Annotated in this window: 3 protein-coding genes; all 3 read left to right on the top strand. The window is 42.3% G+C overall.

The window, feature by feature from the left end; all coding sequences use genetic code 11:
- Positions 1-4 precede the first annotated feature (4 nt).
- From WKF66_RS07320 to WKF66_RS07310, 3 genes are read left to right on the top strand one after another with little or no spacing between them, the layout of a single operon-like run.
- Entirely contained in the window at positions 5-7,936 is a 7,932-nt protein-coding gene (locus tag WKF66_RS07320) for an amino acid adenylation domain-containing protein (RefSeq protein ID WP_489673773.1), read from the top strand.
- Between the two features lie 8 nt (positions 7,937-7,944).
- Positions 7,945-14,484, top strand: a complete 6,540-nt coding sequence (locus tag WKF66_RS07315) for an amino acid adenylation domain-containing protein (protein ID WP_489673772.1) — start codon at positions 7,945-7,947, stop codon at positions 14,482-14,484.
- Between the two features lie 23 nt (positions 14,485-14,507).
- Complete coding sequence (locus WKF66_RS07310) at positions 14,508-21,914, top strand: amino acid adenylation domain-containing protein (RefSeq protein WP_489673771.1); 7,407 nt, start codon at positions 14,508-14,510, stop codon at positions 21,912-21,914.
- Positions 21,915-21,917: the final 3 nt, after the last annotated feature.

Genomic DNA, 21,917 nt, shown 5'->3' with positions numbered 1-21,917 from the left:
AGATATGGTTAGCAAAATTATTGATCTGTTACAGGTTGCTAAAAGCAAAGGTATCCATGTTTTATTAAACGACGGAGGCCTTAAACTTAAGTTTTCCAAAGACAATATTCCTGATCCGAAATTAATTCAGGAGATCAAAGACAACAAAGAATTGATCCTTGATTTTTTAAATGAAAGTAAGAGGTCAGCAAAGGTGGAAGCGTTTGAAAGCGAATTGCAGGCATTTAACAGAAGTACTTATGAGCATATCCCTTTATCTTATAGTCAGGAGCGATTATGGTTTATTAACCAACTAGCGGGCAGTGTACAATATCATATGCCTATTGTTCTTAATTTAAAAGGTAGATTAAAAAGGGATGTATTAGAAAAGGCTTTAAAGTCAGTTGTAGACCGGCACGAGATCCTGAGAACTGTATACGCAGAAAACGGTGTAAATCCATACCAAATTGTTAATACTGCGGTAGACTGGAAATTAGAGAATATTGATGGATCTATTTACACAAATGATTCTACAAAATTAAATGAACTTATTCAGGACAGTATTTACACCCCGTTTAATCTTGCAAAAGATTATATGCTTAAGGCATCACTGGTGCAATTAACCCGGGAAGAACATATATTGGTTGCTACGGTTCATCATATCGCAGCTGACGGATCGTCTATCCCGATTCTTATTAAAGAGTTTATTGATTATTATGAATCTGCTGTGCGAGAACAGCCCTCAACACTTGAAGAACTTAAAATTCAGTATGCCGATTTTGCCATCTGGCAAAGAAAGTATTTAAGCGGGGAGTTTCTGGATAAAAAACTAGAATACTGGAAAAAAAAACTTAGCAACATAGCTCCGCTACAGTTGCCAACTGATTTTCATCGCCCTGAGGTACCAAGCAGTAAAGGGGCTATTATCCCTTTTAGTATAGATGAAGCACTAACAAAGCAGTTACTTGTACTAAGTCAAATCCAGGACGTAACACCATTTATGTTGTTGCTTTCTGCTTTTAAGGTATTACTATATCGCTACAGCGGAGAAAAAGATATTTGCGTAGGTGCACCTACTGCGGGTCGTCAGCATCATGCAGTAGAAAATTTGATTGGCTTTTTTATTAATACTTTAGTATTACGTACTTATATAAATCCTGAGGCATCTTTTGTTGAACTTTTACAATCTGTAAAAGCAACTACATTAGAGGCGTATGAGAATCAGGAAGTACCCTTTGAGAAGATAGTTGAAGCAACAACAACCGGTCGTGATTTGAGTCAGAACCCTCTGTTTCAGGTGATGTTTGTTTTTCAGAATACTCACGAAGTTCCGGTAATCCGGCTAAGCGATTTAGATTTAAAAATTGAAAATTCTGTTCATGTCACTTCAAAATTTGACCTGACTTTAATAGTTAAGTTAACCCAGGGTGTCTTACATGGCTCAGTAGAATTTAATACAGATCTGTTTAAGAAGGAAACGATAGAACGACTCATTGGACATTTTACCACGTTGTTAAATTCTATAGCAGCCTTACCTCAACAAAAGCTAAGCGGCTTAAAAATGCTATCGAAAGAGGAACTTCACCTTTTAGAAGGTTTTAATTACTCCACCAAAAGTTATCCTCAGTTAGGTACCATTATAAGCCTTTTTGAAGCACAAGTTCTGAAAATCCCTGATTCTACGGCACTTGTTTTCGAAGGAAAGGAATTAACGTATAAAGAGCTGAATGAACGTTCCAATCAATTAGCCCGCTATCTGGAAAAAAAGGGAGTAACTGCTGGTTTATTAGTGCCAATTTGTATAGAAAGAGGCCTTAATATGGTTGTCGGAATCTTAGGCATCCTTAAAATAGGAGCGGCTTATGTACCTATAGACCCGCAATACCCGCAAGAGCGCATCAATTATATGCTGGCAGATACGGCGGCTAATTATTTAATAACCAGCAGTACTGCAGTAAACAGACTTTCAGGATTAAAAGAAATAGAAGTTATAAACTTAGATAGGGAACTGAATCAGATCAGTAATGAATCTATAGAAAATCTTCCGCAAAGTATAAGCCCTCATAATCTAGCTTATGTAATCTATACGTCAGGATCAACAGGGAAGCCTAAGGGGGTAATGATAGAAAATCGAAGCGTAGTAAACCTTTTTTACAGCCTGATTGATCCGTTACATTTGCGGGAAGGAATCAGCATATTGCAATTCGCCTCCTTCAGTTTTGATGTATCATGTCATGAAATTTTCTGTTCGTTATTATCAGGCGGTAAACTTATACTGGTAAGTAATGAAACGTTGCTTGATAGGGCCAAATTGGGTGATATTTTAAACCGTTACGAGGTAGAATTAATTACAGTTCCACCTTCCTATCAGGCAATATTCAAAGAGGAGGTATTTAAATTAAAGATTGTAGTATCGACAGGGGAAATGCTTAATACCGAATATGTATTGGCTATACAACAAAAAGGGATTAAGGTCATTAACGCTTACGGCCCAACCGAAAATACCGTTTATGCCACCTTAACAGATGAGCCTTTGCATTCTAACGGCGCGGTTTCTATCGGAAAACCAATTGCTAATACATCCATCAACATAGTAGATAGACACCATAATCTTTCGCCCATAGGCATACCAGGTGAACTATATATCGGCGGATTACAAGTGGCCAGAGGTTATTTAAATTTGCCAGAGTTAACCGCAGAAAAATTTATAATCAATCCTTTTAAGGAACATTCGGATGAGCGGTTATATAAGACAGGAGATTTGGGGCGATGGCTTCCCGATGGAAATATTGAATTGCTTGGCCGAACAGACGATCAGGTTAAAATTAGGGGTTATCGAATCGAGCTTGGTGAAATTGAGCAGGTAATTCAGCAAAGCGGACTGGTAAATCAGGTGGTGGTAACAGCCAGAGAAGATGCGGCGGGTGCTAAACGCCTTATAAGCTATGTATCAGCCGACAACGGATTCAAGGAAAAACTTATAAGGTATCTTCAAACTAAACTACCTGCTTATATGATACCAGGCTTTTGGGTGTTAGTGGAAACATTTCCTTTAACACCAAACGGTAAGATTGATAGAAAAGCCTTGCCTGATCCTGAATTGAAAGATATTATCCTGACTGAATATACCGCGCCTCGTACCGCTGAGGAAAGCCTAATCGTAAACATTTGGAAAGAGTTACTTGGTGTTGAACGAATAGGAGTTCATGATAATTTTTTTGAACTTGGCGGGCATTCTCTTTTGGCTATGCGAGTCATTTCCTCATTGAGAGAAGCACATGGCACGGAACTTCAAATACGGAATATATTTTTACATCCCACTATTGCAGGTTTAGCAACCCTGCTAACTCCGGAGACCGAGAATATCCAGCCGGCTATTACCGCAATTTATCCGCGTCCTGAAAAAATACCTTTGTCATTTAGTCAGGAACGTTTGTGGTTTATCGATCAGCTGGATGGCAGCGTAGAATATCATATACCCGCAATCTTAAATTTAAAAGGCTCACTAAATTTTAAGGCATTAGAATACGCCTTAAAAACATTAGTGGAACGCCACGAGGTGTTACGTACAGTCATATTGCAAGAAGAAGGTCTCGCATGGCAACAAGTACGACCGGCAGACAATTGGTCGCTTAATCGTATCGATAATGCCTCCTGGGTTAGCAATCCGGCACAATTAAGAAGTAATATTCAAAACTTGTTTTTACACCCTTTTGATTTATCATCAGATTTTATGCTTCGCGCGGATATAATTTGTGTAAATAATTCTGAGAATATTCTTGTGATAACTATGCACCATATTGCTTCAGATGGGTGGTCGATTGCCATTATAGTGAAGGAGTTGGTGGAACTTTACAATTCTTATGGGAAAGCCAAACCACAATTAGCAGCATTGCCGATCCAATATGCCGATTTCTCTATCTGGGAACGTAATTTTTTAACTGGGCCGGTTTATAAACAGAAATTAGATTATTGGCGTTCCCAGTTGTTGGGAGTAGTACCCTTAGAGCTCCCAACAGATTTTACACGCCCGGCTTTTAAAGGAAAAAACGGATATGGATATGGTTTCAAAATTGATAAAATTTTAAGCAACGGGCTAAAAGAATTAAGCCGTTCTACGAACAGTACTTTATTCATGATCTTGCTTTCAGCATTCAAAGTATTACTTCATCGCTACAGTAATCAGAAAGATATTTGCGTTGGTTCGCCTATTGCCGGGCGGAGCCACAAGGCCGTCGAGGGGATGGTAGGATTTTTCGTAAATACACTTGCTATAAGAAGTAATGTAGAAAGCGAAAATGAATTCATTGAACTGGTTGCACAGGTAAGGTCTACGCTATTAGATGCGTATAGTCACCAGGAAATACCCTTTGAGAAAGTTGTAGACGCGGTAGTGAAAGACAGGGATCAAAGCCGCAACCCCTTGTTTCAGGTAATGTTTACCTTTCAGAACCTACCTGAAATGGTAGAACTTCGATTGGGGGACGTTGAATTAAATACCGAGTCGTTTGTAAACACCACAGTTAAATTAGAGTTGGGGTTCAAATTTAAAGAAACAGACGATGGCATTATTGGTTACGTAGAATACAGCACAGACCTCTATAACAAATCTACCATCCACCGCATGGTGGAACATTTTACTACATTACTTACTTCTATAATCAACAACCCAAATGAGCGTATCGGGCGGTTGAAGTTACTTCCTGTGGAAGAAGAAATACAAATTGCGAATTTCAACAGTTCTATAAATCCTTTTCTCGAGATTACTGTTCTTGCGCTGTTTGAGCAGCAAGCTATGAAAAGCCCACATGCGATTGCGCTGATTTTGGAGGAAGAGGAATTAACGTATGCCAAGCTCGATGAAGACTCGAACCGGTTAGCACATTATCTCATTTCCAAAGGCGTAAAGTCTGAAGTGCTGGTACCAATATGCCTTGAAAGAAGTTTAGCGATGATTGTGGGGATTTTAGGAATACTTAAGGCTGGCGGTACTTACGTACCAATAGATCCGGAGTATCCACAAGAACGGATTAAGTATATATTAGAAGATACCGCCGCAACATTGGCGGTAGGGAGTGCTGCCAGTTCATCAAAAATTAAATTCAATTCAGAAATACAGGTAGTTGAGCTGGATGGGGTAGACCATAAAGCAATTAATAACCAATCCAATTCTCACCCGCAGCTAGTTGTTAAGCCTGACAGTTCCGCGTACGTAATCTATACATCGGGTTCTACCGGCAAACCCAAAGGGGTGATAGCTGACCATGCTTCGGTGTCAAACTTGATACAGGCTCAAACCAGATATTTTAATATTACGGAAGAAGAGAGGATACTGCAATTTTCTAATTACGCTTTTGATGCGTCTGTAGAGCAAATATTTTTAGCACTATGTAATGGTGCTAAACTCATATTGTTTAAAGAAGGATTGCAGTTAGATACCGAGCGGTTTGAGAATTACTTAAATCAAAAAGAGGTAAGTCATTTACATGCTACGCCACTTTTTCTAGAGCAACTAAAAAATCATAATTTCAAGAACTTAAAACGCGTAATTGCCGGGGGCGATGTTTGCAAAAAAGAATTAGCCAACAGGTGGAAAGATATTACAAGCTTTTATAACGAGTATGGGCCAACCGAAACCACTGTAACGGCCATAGAATATTTGGAAGATGGAAGCTCTTCCACGCATAGTCAGGTACCCATAGGAAAACCACTACCTAATACCCAGGTCTACATTGTTGATGGCCAACACAACCTGGTTCCTGTAGGAATTTTCGGCGAACTATATATTGGTGGATTGCAAGTTGCCAGGGGCTATTTAAATATGCCCGAGGAAACGAAAGAAAAGTTTATTGATAATCCCTTTATCACGGGAAGGGGCCGCTTGTATAAAACCGGAGATTATGGCCGGTGGCTTCCGGATGGAGATATAGAATATCTTGGAAGGAAAGATAATCAGGTAAAGATACGCGGCTATCGCATCGAGCTTGGGGAAATTGAAAGCATTGTTCAGCAAAGCGGTCTGGTAAGTCAAAATTTAGTGCTTGCCCGGAAAGATAAGCAGGGGAATAAACGACTGGTGGGGTATGCAGTTGCTGCCGGTAAGTTCGACAAACTCAAACTAACCGAATATCTTCTTGAAAGATTGCCCGCCTATATGGTGCCGAGCTTATGGGTAGAACTAAGTTCTATACCCTTAAACAGCAACGGAAAGGTTGATTATAAAGCTTTACCCGAACTTGAATTGAGTGAATCGCAGACAAGCAATTTTTTTGCGCCGCGAAACCTGGTAGAAACACATCTTGTCGAAATTTGGAACGACCTGTTAGATGCTCAGCAAATTAGTATAGAAGATAATTTTTTTGAGCTGGGAGGCGATTCAATTTTAACGATACAAGTAGTTAGCAGAATGCGTCGTTTAGGATACGAAGTGCAGCCAAAGGATTTATTCATGTTTCAAACAATCGCTGGTTTATCGGCAGCAATCTCAGAGCGCACCGGTGCTAAATCGTCCGGTGAACAAGGCATATTATCCGGCTCCTGCGATTTGTTGCCTATACAGCAACGGTACCTGGAGTTAAAACCACAAGCAGTTTCTCACTATAATCAAAGTGTTTTAATTGGACTTAGTAAGCAGTTAAACCGATCAATAATTGAAAAAGCATTACAGCAGTTAGTGTCACATCATGATGCGCTTCGTTTCAGCTACACTTTGTTAAACGGAAATTGGCAACAGAATTACGGGTTAGCCAAGGTAGAGTTATTAACTCTTGATCTTAGTGATGCTGCACCTGGCCATTTAAGTTCTTTAATCGAAAATCATGCAAACTATATTCAACAAAGTTTGGATATAAATGCTGGCGGAGTTGTGAAATTTCTATGGATTAAAACACCCGAGCATGAATCTCACAATCGCTTATTATTTATTATTCATCATTTGGCGATAGACGGTGTTTCATGGAGAATTTTATTAGAAGATCTGGATTTAGCATTAACCCGTATTGAAGCTAACGAGCCTGTGGACCTGGGCCAGAAAAGCAGTTCTTACCGCCAATGGGCAAACGCCTTACATCAATTCAGCCAAGACCGGAAATTACTTTCACAGCAAAATTATTGGTTAACTATTGCTGGCAATAGTCAAAGCTTAAAGTATGATAAACTTAGTACAGGCAGAGCTACAATCTTCGATACGGCACAAATAAAGATGTGTTTGGGAGTTGAACATACAAAATATTTGTTGCACAACGTTTCTCAGGCTTATCAGACTGAAATCAACGATATTTTGATGACCGCCCTAGCCATCACTTTATGTAACTGGATAGGCTCAGAAAAGATAGTTATAGGCTTAGAAGGTCATGGAAGAGAACATGTGCAAGACAATATTGATACCAGCCGCACAGTAGGATGGTTCACTACTATATATCCAGTTTTGCTGCGCATAGAGCCGGGTTTTGATTATGGTGATCTTATAAAATCTAACAAGGAGCAAATTAGGCAGATACCGGATAAAGGAATAGGTTATGGCGTGCTCAAGTATATTGCAAAAGAACCTTTATTACAAAACAAAGATCCATGGGATATAGTATTTAATTACTTAGGACAGGTTGATAATGTAATAAACAAAAGCGAATGGTTTACTGCCGCAATCGAAGCTACCGGAACATCAGAAAATACGTCTCACGAAATTGTTGAAACCATTTCTGTAAACGGCTCTATAAAGCGTAGTAATCTATGTCTTACCTGGCGGTATAGCACCGCTCATTTCGAAGAGCACACGTTGCAAACTTTAGTAAATAATTATCAGTTAAACCTGGTTAAGTTGATCGAACACTGTGTTGATCAAGCCGGAAAAGGGACAGTTTATACGCCGTCGGATTATGGTCTGGGCTCAGACATAAGTTATCGGGAATTGGATAATTTTCTTGAAGATAACGACACCGATGACATTATGAGTTTTTAAATTTAAGTATGGAAATTAAGGAGTTCATCTCTTCTCTTGAGAAAAAACATTTTTCGTTGGTGGTACAAAACGAAAAGCTTGTTCTTAAAGGAAATAAAAATAAGTTAACGAAAGAAATGATGGACTCTATTAGAGGAGACTATCAGATAATCGACTATATCAAAAAAAATAAGGAAGAGATAATCAGCTATATTTTAAACGCTGAGTTGAGCCTTCCGGAGAGAAAATCGAAAAATATAGTTTCTATTTATCGGTTAAGCGGTTTGCAGCATGGAATCTTATTTCATGCGCTATATGATAAAACCGCCGGTGCGTTTGTAGAGCAGCTAAGCTGTGATTTGGTTGGAGCCGATGTTGAGATTTATAAGCGCAGCTGGGATACTATATTGCGTAACCACACAATATTACGCAGTAGCTTTAATTATGATGAATTTAGTATACCCGTACAATGCGTTTACCGCGCAGTTCAGTTACCTATCGAAGAACTTGACTATAGTAGTCTGACTGTTGATGAACAGGTTGCTGCCATTCGGGCGTATGAGCAGACAGACCGGGTGAGGGGTTTTGATTTTAAGGTGCCTCCACTAATGCGAATAACATTAACCCGCCTTAATGATAACCGTTACCGGATGCTATTGACTTACCACGCCATTTTATTGGATGGATGGTCGATGCAAGTTCTGATGGAGGAATTTTTGCGCAGCTACGACCTGTTATCGACCGGAGAGAGTATTCCACCTGTGGCCGAAGACCGGTACGAAGATTTTATCCGTTACCTCGAAAGTCCAGATAAAGCGAATTCAGAAGAGTATTGGCGTAACTATCTAAAGGGGGTTACAGAAAGTACCCTCCTGCCCTTTACTTCATCAACTGCCGATCGCAACAAAGGAGTTGGCGAATATGATACCATAAAATTGAGGCTCGGGGTGGATGAGACTTCACAGATAGAGCGATTTGCCCAAGAAAATCGCCTTACAGTAAACACGATTATGCAGGGAGCCTGGTCTTATCTGTTACATGGTTATACTTGCCAGAAAGATATTGTTTACGGTATTATCGTATCCGGAAGGCCAGATGATTTGCCAAATGTAGAACAGAGGGTTGGGATGTATGTTAACACTCTTGTGTTACGTTCAGAAATGCGGGAAGAGCAAACCATCTCAGCCTGGTTGCAAAACATTCAGGCGGAGCAGGTAGCTTCACGTCAACATCAGAATACTCCTTTGCAGGAAGCATTAAGATATACCGACGTTCAGGGAGATTTATTTGATAGCTTATTGGTTGTTGAAAATTACCCGGTAAGCAAAGCCATAGGTTTAAAAGAGTGGCGCTTACAGGTCGAAAACGTGCATATCAACGAGCAGATTAATTATCCTTTAAGCATTATGATCGGCATAGCCGGAGAAATTACCGTCAACTTTAATTATAATGCTGATGTAATACAAAAACAATATGTTGAGAATATAAGCCGCCATTTTAAGCATATTCTATTACAGATTGCACAGCGGGGGAACCTAATAGTTGGCGACTTGCAACTATTGCCTGCAGATGAATTGCAGCAAATTGAAAGATTCAATCTGACCAAAAGAGACTACCCTGAGGATAACACTCTTGTAGATCTTTTTGAAAAACAGGTAACACAAACACCACTTACCATAGCTGTGGTGTTTGAAGGAAAGCAACTTACGTATGATGAATTAAATAAGCGGTCTAATCAGCTCGCACACTTTTTAATATCTAAAGGTGTTAGGGCCGAAACGCTGGTGCCACTTTGCATCGAGCGAAGTCTCGAGATGATTATAGCAATTTGGGGAATTTTAAAAGCGGGAGCTGCGTACGTTCCTGTTGACCCTGAGTATCCGCAAGAACGTATTAATTATATTATAGAAGATACTGGTGCGAAGTATTTAATAAGCAGCACAATTTTTCTTTCGAAACTGGCGTACTTTAAAAAGATAGCAGAGATCATCGATCTTGAAACCGATTGGCCTTTAATAAATGTACAGAAGACAGACAATCCATTCCGCGTGGCTCAACCCACAAATCTTGCCTATGTGATTTATACTTCGGGCTCTACAGGGAAACCCAAAGGAGCCATGAACGAACATCGGGGCATTGTTAACAGACTTTGCTGGGCGCAAGAAAACTATTGTTTAACCAAAAACGATGCCGTCCTTCAAAAAACCACCTTCTGTTTTGATGTATCTGTTTGGGAGCTTTTATGGCCTTCTTTAATTGGTGCTAAATTAGTATTTGCTAAGCCGAACGGGCATAGAGATAACGAGTACTTAAAATCTGTTATCAACACCGAAGGTATTACCATCTTGCACTTTGTGCCATCCATGCTGGAAACTTTTTTGGCGGATCTTCAACCTTTGGAGTGCGCGGGCTTGAGAAAAGTATTATGCAGCGGTGATGTCTTACAGCCGTCTCAGGCAATGTTATTTAGAAAAAAATTGCCTTTAGCAGAATTGCACAATCTGTACGGTCCCACGGAGGCGGCTATTGATGTTACATACTGGGAATTACCCAATGATGAGAGCGAGATAAGAACCATCCCGATAGGGAAACCTGTAGCCAATACAACTATACATATCTTAGATAAAAACAAACATTTCGTTCCAATTGGTGTCGGGGGAGAGATCTTTATAGCAGGTGTGCAAGTAGGCCGGGGTTATTTAAATCAGGAAGAATTAACCAATCAAAACTTCATTGCGAACCCATTAAACGCCGGATCCGAATCGAAAGTATACAAAACTGGCGATCTGGGCCGTTGGTTAGCCGATGGCAATATCGAGTACCTTGGTAGAAAAGATGATCAGGTAAAAATTCGCGGATATCGCATTGAACTTGGTGAGATAGAGGTTGCATTAGAAAAAAGCGGCTTGGTAAATACACAGATTGTTATTGCCCGCGATGATTTTAACGGAAACAAGCAACTGTCTTGCTATGTGGTGCCAGCCGAGGGGTTTACCAAAGATAAAGCTGTAGCATTTTTAAAAACCCGGTTACCCGAATATATGATACCCGCGTTTTGGGTTGAGCTAGACTCTTTACCCACAACGGCAATTGGAAAAGTCGACAGAAAAGCATTAATAGCTATCAGGCAAATATCAAAACCGACATATATAGCTCCTCGAAATGAACTTGAAATAAAGCTGGCCACAGCCTGGCGAGAATTACTTAAAATTGATAAAATAGGGGTAAACGATAATTTTTTTGAACTTGGTGGACATTCCTTACTCGCTATGCGGATGCTTTCGTGGATTCGGCGAGAATTAAAAGCGGAAATAGAAATAAAGGAGTTATTTGAAAATGCAACCGTAGCCGCTTTAGCATCCCGACTTGCTGACAAAAGTTCAGACGAGTCGCTCGCTTCAATAAAAGCGGTACATCCACGGCCGGAAAAAATACCACTTTCTTTTAGTCAGGAGCGGTTATGGTTTATAGATCGCCTTGGCGGAAGTTTGCAATACCACTTGCCGGTAGTGTTGTGTTTGGAGGGAAAGCTAAACGTTGAAGCCCTGGAATTTGCTATGAAGACTGTTGTTGGGCGGCATGAAATTCTAAGAACAGTGATTCGTGATACCGAAGGTCAAGGTTTCCAATATGTGAACAGTGCCGAGTTTTGGTCGTTGAGGAAAGTAGATAAAGCTGAATCCATACCAGATGACGTAACAATCCAATCTTACATCCAGGATTGCATAAGCTCCGCCTTCGACCTTTCAGAAGATTATATGCTCCGTGCCGAATTAATCAGAATAAAAGATGATGAGCATATACTCGTAGCTACTCTACACCACATTGCATCAGACGGCTGGTCAATGCCTATCTTGGTTCAGGAAGTTGTAGAATTGTATACTGCATATACTCAATTACGCGAGCCAAAACTGCCCCCATTGCCTGTTCAATATGCAGACTATGCACTTTGGCAGCGAGGATATTTGACCGGTGATTTCTTGGAAAAAAAAGTTAGTTATTGGAAAAAGCAGCTTGATAACGTAACACCATTACAACTTTCGTCTGATTATGGGCGCAAACCATTTCAGAAGATAAATGGTGTGCTTGCCGAGTTCTCCGTCCCTCTAGAACTTGTTAAACAGATCAGGAAACTGGCATCTACCGAAGATGCAACCCTTTTCATGACTTTATTAGCTGCCTTTAAGGTATTGCTATACCGTTATACTGATCAGGAAGATATTTGCGTAGGAACCCCCGTTGCAAACCGGAACCACGCAGATATAGAAGGCTTAATCGGATTCTTTGTAAACACACTAGCTTTACGAACCAAAGTTCAAGGCGAACTAACCTTTCCGGAGCTTCTTCGCGAGGTGAAATCTACCACACTTGAAGCATACAATCATCAGGATGTTCCTTTTGAAAAAATTGTGGAGGCCGTGGTAAAGGATCGTGACACCTCACGCAGCCCACTATTTCAGGTTATGTTCGATTTCCAGAATGCACCTTATGTACCGACTTTAAGTTTGGGAGATTTAACACTTTCAAGCATTAAATCAGCACATAATACAACCCAGTTTGAACTCAGTTTCACCCTAAAAGAAACGTCTGAGGGCTTGCGTGGTTCGGTGGAATACAATACCGAGTTGTTTAATGCAGATATGATTAATGGACTAATAAACCATTTTATCATCCTTTTAAACTCAATTGTAACCAATTTGCATAGCAAAATTTACAGCCTGCAAATGCTAGGCCCGGCCGAAGAACATAAACTGTTGAACGGCTTTTGTGCTACGCAAGCTAGGTATGCAACCGATAAAACAATTCCCGAACTGATTGAGGAGCAAGCTGTCAACAGTTCCGACTCAGTAGCTTTAGTATGTGAAGATAAGCATATCAGTTACAAATCGCTGAACGAGCGGGCAAACCAGCTTGCCCATTTTTTACGGGAAAAAGGAGTAGTTGCTGGCAGTATAGTACCTGTCTGTATGGAGTGCAGTGTACAGATGATCATTGTATTTATTGCAGTACTTAAAGCCGGAGCCGCCTACGTTCCTGTAGATCCGGAATATCCGCAAGACCGGATAAATTTCATGCTGAAAGATATTGATGCTAAGCTTGTAATCTGCAATACCACCCTAAAGGCGAAGCTCGACATTGACGCTTCAATTGTTACCATAGACACTAGCGCTGAACAAATCAGTATCGAGAGCAAAGAAAATCTGGATTTAAAACCCGCCTATACTGATCTGGCTTATGTAATATACACCTCGGGCTCAACCGGGCAGCCCAAAGGGGTTATGATAGAACATAAAAGTTTGTTAAATTATGTATTAACGTTTAAACAATATTTTTCCGTTTCCGCTGCCGATACTGTTCTACAGCAGTCGTCCATTTCCTTTGATACTATGGTCGAGGAGCTTTATCCCGCTTTAATTTCCGGCGCCCGTGTTATTCTGGTAAAAGGGCGTGGTAAAGATATTAATGCTATCAAAAAATACATCGAACATGATAAAGTTACCCTATTAAGCACAACCCCTACAACATTAGAATGGCTCAATAAAGAAAACATATCATCTTCTTATTTAAGATATATCATAAGCGGAGGTGAAGTTTTATCTGCGGAATATATAACAAATCTATTTTCGAAAGTGCAGATAGTTAATTCATACGGCCCAACCGAAGCCACTGTATGTGTAACTTATAACGAAGTTAAAGAGCTTTCAACAGCGCATATAATTGGTAGCCCATTACCGAATATCCGTTTGTACATTTTAGATAGCTATCAAAACCTGGTACCTATAGGAGCCGTCGGCGAACTTTATATTGCCGGGGTGCAGGTTGCCCGAGGATATTTTAACAGGCCGGAATTAACTGAGCAAAAGTTTGTTGACGACAAATTCAGCTCTGAGAATGGAGCCCAGCTATATCGCACCGGCGACTTGGCAAGATGGCGTACCGATGGAAACCTCGAATATTTGGGCCGTAATGACGAGCAAATTAAAATTCGGGGTATCCGTATTGAGCTTGGTGAAGTAGAAAACGCAATACGCCAAAGTGAGTTGGTGGAACAGGTAGTAGTTTTGGCTAAAGATAGTCCACAAGGTAAGCGACTGGTTGCTTACTTTATTCCGGCTTCGACTTATGACAGAGAGGTGCTTGGAAACCAGTTGCGAAGTATGCTGCCCGAATACATGCTCCCGTCGTCTTGGGTAGAGATAGAAAGCCTGCCCCTGACACCTAATGGAAAGATAAACAGGAGATATTTGTCAGCCCTGGAACAAGAAGATATCAGTCCGGTTGCGTATATTGCCCCTCGTAATGAATTGGAACAAAAGCTTGTGTTATTATGGCAAGAGCTACTTAACACCGAGCGAATCGGCATCAACGATAACTTTTTTGAGTTAGGTGGACATTCTTTGTTGGCAATGCGGCTAGTATCTTACATGGAAAGTAAATTACAGATAACTGTGCCGATACATATATTATTTCAGTTTTCATCCATCAGTGAGTTAAGTAAGTATTTGGAGGTGCAAAAAAACGTAGACCCTCCACAAGAAACCACATCATACAAATTAATAGACGTTTAAGCAGCTGCGGTAATTAGGAGAATATGGAAACCACGTTTCAGAAAGCGATAGATATTTTATATGCCGCCCGGCAGAAGGGGGTTGAAATTCTATTGAATAAAGATAAACTCCAGCTAAAAATTGATCAGAACCAGGAGATAGATGAAGATTTACTTCAGCTTATCAGACAAAATAAACAGTTACTAATTGATCTTTTAAGTGAGGACGGCTGGAAGTCAAAAAAAACATCTGATGAACAGGATTTAATTACACCCTTCGACAGAAATAGAGTTTCTCAGATTCCATTATCTTTTAGCCAGGAGCGTTTATGGTTTATCGATCAGTTGGAAGGCAGTGTTCAGTACCATCTTCCGGCTGTGCTTCAATTACGTGGCACGCTAGATACAAGTGCTCTATCCCAGGCCTTAAAAGCCATCGTAGATCGGCATGAGGTGCTTCGCACTGTTATTGTTGAGGAAGGAGGCGTTGGTTATCAGGTAGTAAAAAGTGCCGAAAACTGGGAGTTAACCCTCGCAGCAAATGAACTCTATGTGAGGGATGGGGCATTATTGCAATCATACATCCGAGAACGGATTATGCGTCCTTTCGATTTGTCATCAGACTATATGTTTCGGGCCGAGTTGATTAAACTGGCCGAAGAGGAGCATATCTTAGTGGTAAACATGCACCACATTGCTTCAGATGCCTGGTCTATATCTATTATTGTAAAGGAGGTTACAGCATTGTACGAAGCATATAGGCAAGGGCGTCCGTTACCTCTTGCACCTCTAACCTTGCAGTACTCGGATTATTCTTTATGGCAACGCCAAAGTATGAGTGGCGCTTTACTTGAAGAAAAACTAGGCTATTGGAAGAATAAGTTAAACGAAGTAGAAGTGTTAGAACTTCCTACCGATTACGACCGACCAGTAGTGCAAAGTACCATCGGAGCAATGGTGTCCTTCAATGTAAGCCAAACTCTGAAAAGCCAGCTTAAGGATCTTAGCCTATTACGTGGAGTAAGCCTCTATATGACTATGCTTTCAGCTTTTAAAGTTCTACTTTATCGTTACAGCGGCCAAGAGGACATTTGTGTAGGCACATCCATTGCTGGTCGGCCTCAGCCGTCGTTGGAAGAGTTGGTTGGATTTTTCGTGAATACTCTCGCTTTACGCGACAAGTTAAGCGGAGATATGGCTTTTTATACCCTGCTAGATAAGGTGAAATCTACCACACTTGAGGCCTATGCAAATGTTGAAGTGCCTTTCGGAAAAGTTGTGGAAGCGGTAAGTAAAGAGCGCGATCCTGGTCGAAGCCCATTATTCCAGGTGATGCTGGTAATGGGTAATACTCCTGAAGTACCGGAGCTTCGCTTAGACGACCTCGTGCTTACAAGCTTAGGGCAAGAACTAACAGCAGTAAAATTCGATCTAACCTTTTTCCTTACAGAAACCCCGTCGGGCTTAACCATAGCTGTTCAGTACAGCACCGCCTTATACACGCCAGAGCGAATAGAAAGGATGGTTGGTCATTATATTAACCTGTTAACGTCTGCGGTAACAAATCCGGCCGATCAAATAAGTCGTTTAGAGATGTTGAACGATACAGAAGTTGCAGAGTTAACTAATGGGATTAATGTTAGCAATAGCAATTACCTTCCAGGGAAGTCTCTTCTGGATTATTTTCAATCTGAGGCAATGCGAAGCCTGGATTTCGCTGCAGTAGAATTTGAAGGAGAGACCCTCAGTTATGCCACCCTGGAAGAGCGTTCCAACCAGTTAGCAAACTACCTGATCAGCCGAGGCGTTCGGGCTGATAGTTTAGTGCCATTGTATATAGACCGTGGCCTGGAAATGGTCATCGGTATTCTCGGAATATTAAAATCTGGTGGTGCTTATGTACCCCTTGATACGGGTCTTCCAGATGAGAGGCTAAATTTTATGCTGGAAGATACTAAGGCTACTTTAGTGGTAAGCAGTAGTGCAAACAGGCCCAGGCTAGAGGCCAGTGGCCTGCATATCATAGAACTCGATCACCCAGATTCTTCACTCCAAACTCAGATCAAGAGCTTACCGTCACTAAAAATTTTACCTAATCATCTAGCCTATGTAATCTACACCTCCGGCTCTACCGGTATGCCCAAAGGCGTGTTAGTAGAACATGGTCAGTTGTTAGATTATATATTCGGCTTAAATTCTCGCATTAATATCAACAGCTGTAGTTCTTATGCGTTGGTTTCAACCTTTGCAACGGATTTAGGCAACACTGTTTTGTATAGTTGGCTTGTGTCGGGCGGAACGTTGCATGTATTTTCGAAAGATACGGTTAGTGATGCCAAGGCACTACATGCCTATTTTCGGCGTCACCGCATCGATTGCCTAAAGATTGTACCTTCACACTGGCAGGCTTTACTGCTGGATGGCGAACCCCTGCTTTCTCGTAACTTGCTGATTTTTGGGGGAGAAACCTTAACAGGGAGTCAGATAGAAACAATCCGCGAAAGCGGAACGAGTTGCCGCATCGTGAACCATTACGGGCCCACCGAAACTACCATCGGAAAATTATTACATGAGGTTGATTTAGACAAACAATATGGAGAGAAAGTTCCCATCGGGAAACCGTTCTCTAATACCAGGATATACGTGCTTAGTGCAGATAATGCCTTATGTCCGGTGGGCGTACCTGGTCAATTATTTATCGGCGGTTCCGGCGTATGCCGCGGCTATCTAGACAATGAGAAACTGAATCAGGAAAAATTTATAACAGACCCCTTCCACCGGGGTACTCTTGTAAGACTTTATAAAACCGGCGACCGTGTGCGCTATCTGCCTGGGGGTGATATAGAGTTTATTGGCCGGGTAGACGACCAGGTAAAGATACGCGGATACAGGGTAGAGCCTGGAGAAGTGAGTCGGGTTTTAGAGCAGAGCGCGGAGGTAAAACAGGCTGTAGCTATCGCTTATCAGGATAAGTTTGGCAGCACCCAACTGGTTGCTTATGTAGTTCCGGCGCACCGCTTTGACAGCGACTCGCTCCTTTCCTACCTTCGCTCAACCCTGCCGGACTACATGGTTCCCACCCATTTGATAGAGTTAGAATCCCTACCCTTAACAGAAAATGGAAAAGTCGATCGTCGTTCCCTACCCGATCCCGAGTTCGGAATTCTTCCGTGGGCGGGAGGCTACACCCCACCGGTTACAGCCACCCAGCAGCGTTTAGCCGAGATCTGGGCAAATATTTTAGAAGCAGAGCAGGTAGGCTTGCACGATGATTTTTTCGAACTAGGCGGTCACTCGCTTCTGGCTGTACGCTTGTTGTCGGCCATCCGTAAGAGCTTTTCAGCCGAGTTAGCCATCAGTGATATATTCGACTACCCCACGGTAGGCCAGCTGTCAGCCCATTTAGATCAGGATCATCAAAAAGCAGATATCATACCGGGTATTGAAGTCATCCAGCCCCGCCCCGAACAAATACCCCTATCTTTCAGCCAGGAGCGGTTATGGTTTATCGATCAGTTGGGGGGGAGCGGGCAGTATCATATCCCCGCCGTCCTCCACCTGCACGGGAAGCTGGACACTGCGGCCCTGGAGCAGGCCTTGAAGGCAATTATTCAGCGTCACCAGGTCCTTCGCACCGTAGTCCGGCAGGAAGAAGGCCAAGGATATCAGTATATCCGAAGCGCAGACGAATGGCAGCTTAACAAGACCCGTGGAGAGGCACTTACCAGGGAACAGTTAGAAGCCCATATCGAAGAACAAATTACCGCCCCCTTCGATCTGTCGGCAGACTATATGCTACGGGCAGAGCTGATCAGCCAGCAGGAAGAAAAACATATTCTAGTGGTTACCATGCACCATATCGCCTCAGACGGCTGGTCGCGTCCGATACTGGTAAAAGAAGTAGCCGAACTTTACCGCTCCTATACCGAAGGTCGTGCCGCCGCGTTAGCCCCTTTACCCCTTCAGTATGCCGATTATGCCATCTGGCAGCGAAGTTACCTTCAAGGGGCAATACTGGAGAAGAAACTGGAATACTGGAAGAACAAACTCTCTGGAGTAAGCCCCTTACAGTTACCTACCGATTACAGCCGCCCGGCCCAGCAGGGTACGGCGGGAGCGATGTACAATTTCAAACTGGACAGCAGTCTGAGCAGTCAGATAAAAGAGTTAAGCCTGTCATCCGGGGCCACCCTTTATATGACCCTGTTGTCCGCCTTTAAGGCATTACTGTACCGCTATAGCGGACAAGAAGATATTTGCGTAGGCAGTCCGGTAGCAGGGCGCAGCCACCAGGAGATTGAAGGGCTGATCGGCTTCTTTGTCAATACGCTGCCCCTTCGGAGCGAGCTAAACGGTCAGATGAGTTTCCGTGATTTATTAAAGAGTGTAAAAGCGACCACGCTGGAAGCCTACAGCCACCAGGAAGTACCATTTGAGCGCATAGTAGAAGCCGTAGTCAAAGAACGCGACCAGAGCCGCAGCCCTTTGTTCCAGGTGATGTTTTTACTTCAAAACACCCCCGATGTACCCGAGCTTCGCTTAGGCGAGGTAACTATAGCGGGAGAAAACATCGGCCACGCCAGCTCCAAGTTCGATCTTACCTTCGGGGTGGTAGAAACCCTAGAAGGGCTGCAATGCTATGTAGAATATAGTACAGAGCTGTACAGCCGGGAGACGATCATCAGGATGTCAGATCACTTCCAGAAGCTTCTGGCCTCCATCGGCAGTAACCCAGGCAGCCCGATAAGCGATTTAGGGATGTTAAGTACCTCGGAAGAAAAGCAGCTGCTGGAAGAGTTTAACGCAACAGAGACGGCTTATCCCGAGTCAGCTACGATTGTTAGTCTGTTCGAGGACCAGGTAAGACAAAGACCTGGAGCAACGGCAATAGTATTCGAAGAAGAAAGGCTGAGCTATGAAGAATTAAACGCTCGTTCCAACCAGCTGGCCCACTACCTGCAGCGTAGAGGATGCGGCCCTGAGAGTTTAGTGCCGGTTTGTATAGTACGGAGCCCGGATATGATAATCGGTATTCTTGGAGTTCTGAAAGCAGGGGGTGCATATGTACCCATCGACCCGGAATATCCGGCAGACCGGATCAGCTATATGCTGCAGGATAGCGGATGTGGCATGTTGCTTAGCAGCGGCAGTGCACTAAAGCGTTTAGCGCTGGCCCCGGAGATCGAAGCTATCGACATAGAAGGAGCCGGTGAGGCCATCGGCAGGGAAAGTGCTGAAAACCTTCCTCTTGTAGCCAGTCCCCCCAACCTGGCTTACGTGATCTATACCTCGGGCTCTACTGGGAAACCAAAGGGGGTGATGATAGAGCATACCAGCGTTGTCAATCTGATTCATAGCCAGATCGAGCCACTCCATCTACGCCCCGGAATCAGCGTTTTTCAGTTTGCCTCTCTAAGCTTTGATGCCTCTTGCTACGAGATATTTTGTACGCTGTTGTGTGGAGGAAAACTGGTCCTTGCCCCTAAAGACACGCTGCTTGATGCATCAGCCCTTAGTAAGATTCTAAGCAATCAAAAAGTAGAACTTATTACCCTTCCCCCAAGCTATCAGTCAATATTTAAAGAAGAAGTCTTTGATCTCAAAACGATCATATCTGCGGGCGAGGCTCTGAATGCAGAATACGCATTGGCATTGCGTGAAAAAGGCGTTCGGGTAATTAATGCGTACGGGCCTACAGAAAATACTGTATGCGCGGTTTTAACAGATGAGCCTATAACATCAAATGGTTCCATAACCATTGGTAAGCCCATCTCCAATGTTGAGATTTTTATTCTTGGTGCAGCCGGAGAGTTATTACCGGTAGGAGTGACAGGAGAGCTCCATATAGGCGGTTCGCAACTGGCACGGGGCTACCTTAATCGTAACGAGTTAACTAAAGAGCGGTTTATTCCAAACCCTTTTGATTTGGATTCAGGCGCCCGTTTATATAAAACTGGCGATGTAGCACGCTGGTTGCCGGATGGAAATATTGAATACCTAGGCCGTATAGATGACCAGGTAAAAATTCATGGTTACCGGATAGAGCCGGGCGAGATAGAAAGTGTAATTCAGCAAAGCGGTCAGGTAAAGCAGGCAGTAGTATTGGCTCGGGGTCAGCATCTAAGTAAGTACCTGGTAGGGTATGTGATATGGTCTTCCGATTCTAACAAAGATACTCTTTTAAGTTATCTGGGAGGTGTTTTGCCAGAGTACATGATACCGGGCTTCTGGGTCGAGCTTGAAAGTTTCCCCTTAACGCCAAGTGGGAAGATTGATCGGAAAGCTCTTCCTGAACCCGAATTGGCGAATATAGTAACAAGCCGGACCTATGTTGCCCCCCGTACAGATTTTGAAGTTGGTGTGGCTCGGATCTGGGAACGGTTGCTAAACCATGAACGTGTAGGGATGGAAGATAATTTCTTTGATCTGGGAGGGCATTCGTTACTGGCTATGCGAGTAATAGCATCCACACGCAAAGAGTTCGGCAATGAGCTGAATATTAAAGATCTGTTTGTTTATCCCACTATCGCTGGATTATCAAATAGGTTGATGCAAATAAAGGGAAATCAAACTGACGATTTTAACTCAGAAGTTCTTGTCCCGATTAAGACAGGAGGTTTCAAAGATCCTTTATATTTCATTTGTGGTGCAGGAGGAACGGTCTTTACCTTCAAGATTTTTTCAGAGTATCTGGATGAAAATCAACCTGTGTACGGCTTACAACAACCCACCGAGATTGCTTCGTTGGAATCATTTCCTGATACTTTGGAAGGCATAGCTTCGAGATACATAGAAGAGATACTGAGACAAAATCCTTCTGGCCCTTATGCACTTGCCGGACATTGTCAAGGTGGAATAATTGCATTTGAAATGGCCAGGCAATTAAAAGTCCTGAAAAGAACGGTGACTTTGTTGAGCCTAATTGATACGATTATTATCGAAAAGCCGAAGAGAATGGCTCCAGGCTTTAGCAATTTTTTCAATTTGCGTTCTATCGCTCTAAAGGTGATAGCAAATGTAGTTTTGAAAGTTCATTTTGAGTTTTTCTTGGTTAAAAACCATCCGAGGCAAGCTCTAAAATATAAGATGAATAAAATCCAGGGTGTTTTAGGGCCTGGGATGTCGGGAAAGGTAGAGGATAGGGGAGTTTTTTCACAAATGGAAAATTTATTACAGGAAGCCACCCTTAATTATCGCATAAAGGATTATGATGGAGATATTCTGGCATTTTACGCTAAGGATCATTATTATTTTTTAGATAACTTGAACAACATAGCGTACGGTGCAAGAAGTTATGATGAAAAAATAAAAATGGCTTGGAAAGAATATGCAAAGGCTGTTAAGATTTATGAATTGGAGGGCGAGCACTCCACAATTTTTACCCGCCGATATGTAAAACGATTCGCAGAGATTATGCAAGCACATTTAGACAGGAAAAGTATATGGTTATAGTTG

Source organism: Pedobacter sp., assembly GCF_037719805.1.
Lineage (GTDB): Bacteria > Bacteroidota > Bacteroidia > Sphingobacteriales > Sphingobacteriaceae > Pedobacter.
Note: the sequence above shows the minus strand (reverse complement) of the source record. Positions and strands in the feature narration are given on the sequence as shown.

Bases quoted from the DNA above. Each gene is read 5' to 3' on its own strand.
- WKF66_RS07320 (WP_489673773.1), top strand. From the start codon at position 5: ATGGTTAGCAAAATTATTGATCTGTTACAGGTTGCTAAAAGCAAAGGT.
- WKF66_RS07310 (WP_489673771.1), top strand. From the start codon at position 14,508: ATGGAAACCACGTTTCAGAAAGCGATAGATATTTTATATGCCGCCCGG.
- WKF66_RS07315 (WP_489673772.1), top strand. From the start codon at position 7,945: ATGGAAATTAAGGAGTTCATCTCTTCTCTTGAGAAAAAACATTTTTCG.